Below are 1,477 nucleotides of genomic sequence, written 5' to 3'. Positions count from 1 at the left end.
GCGCTCTGATGTCTTTTTTCAAGGACTTTTTCATGCAAACAGGCACGCCAAGGCGTTGCTTGTTATCTGGACGCCCAAGGGTGGGCACGAGGTCTGAAGACGTCGGTTAACAAGCTCTGATGCGCGGGTTGGTTGCCGCATGACCGAATTTGCGTCTCGGGGCTATTCCTGTCTTACAGCGGGCATCAACATAAGTTGGCCTCAAAGCGACTGCCGGATATTCCCCTGCCGTTGACCTCGTGCCCGCCATTGAGCGCATGGGGTCACGCTCAGCTGGCGGGCATGGTGCGGCGGGCGATGTCCCACATGAAGGCAGCCATTTCCCGCGCGATGGCAGTGGTGACGACGGTCGATTTCTTGCCTCGTTGGCTGAGTTTACGATACCGCGCCGTCAGACGGGATTGTGCTTTCCAGGCAATGTCCTGAACCTCGGCCGGTTGTTCCTGAAGGATGTAGAGCTTCCTCGCTCCCGGGCGCGCTTGTAGGCGATAGGTCCAGGCTCCTTCGATCAGCTTGTGACGAACGCGGGAGTTGCCCGCCCGGGTAATTCCGCCACGCTTGGTCGTTTTTCCCGTCGAGTATTCGCTCGGCACCAGCCCCAGATACGCCATCAGTTTTACCGGCGTTTCAAACCGGCGCATGTCCCCGATCTCGGCCATGAAGGTGACGGCACTTATAAGCGCCACACCCCGCAAGGCCTGCAGCGCATTCACAGCCGGGGCGAGATCCCATTGCGGCACGAGAGCCTCGATATGTCCGGTCAGCCGGTCCAGGCGTTCGGTGGCATTGCGCTCAGCCTGCAGCATTTCCTGAAAGGCGATCTGATGCGCCGGATGATCGAAGCTCTGGCTTTGCAGCCATCGGCGATACCGCATCGTCCACGGCTTGGTCCGGTGATAGATCCGCCCGTGGCGCAGCATGAACGCGGAAACGAGTTGGCGTTTGTGCCGCTGGTCCTCTGCCGTGCTTTCGCGGGCACGAACCAGGTCGCGCATTGCCTCATGCGTTTCATCAGGAACCCAAATCGGCGACAGTTCACCGGCACGCAAGAGCCGCGCCAGTCGAATGGCATCCAGCCGGTCTGTCTTTACGCGCTCACCGGCGCGCACCGGAATCAACGAAGGTGCGACCACACAGCATTCGAAACCGAACGCTCGAACCTGCCGATAAAGGCCATATCCGGTCGGCCCGGCTTCATAGCATACCGAGACAGGCGACCCACGCCCGGAAAGTTTCTTGAGCAGTCGGTCGACGCTGGTAGGGGCGTTCTCAAAGGTGCCTAAGCTGAGAACGTCATCGCGCACCCCACCACTGGCAATTGCAACTGCCAGCTTGTCCTTCGAAACGTCGATCCCAACATGGATCGCTGGTTGTTCTTTCGTCATGCCTTCCTCCATCGCAGATCGACGGCACTTGCCGCCATGCGATCAGAATACAGGCTAAACCGTCATGAGCGTGCCGATGGAAAAGACATGCG

Annotated in this window: 1 protein-coding gene; it reads right to left on the bottom strand. The window is 59.4% G+C overall.

The window, feature by feature from the left end; genetic code table 11:
* Positions 1 to 269 precede the first annotated feature (269 nt).
* Entirely contained in the window at positions 270 to 1,385 is a 1,116-nt protein-coding gene (locus V8324_RS21815) for an IS110 family transposase (RefSeq protein WP_336421984.1), read from the bottom strand.
* Positions 1,386 to 1,477: the final 92 nt, after the last annotated feature.

It is taken from the genome of Roseovarius sp. D22-M7 (genome assembly GCF_037083785.1).
Taxonomy (GTDB): domain Bacteria; phylum Pseudomonadota; class Alphaproteobacteria; order Rhodobacterales; family Rhodobacteraceae; genus Roseovarius.
Note: the sequence above shows the minus strand (reverse complement) of the source record. Positions and strands in the feature narration are given on the sequence as shown.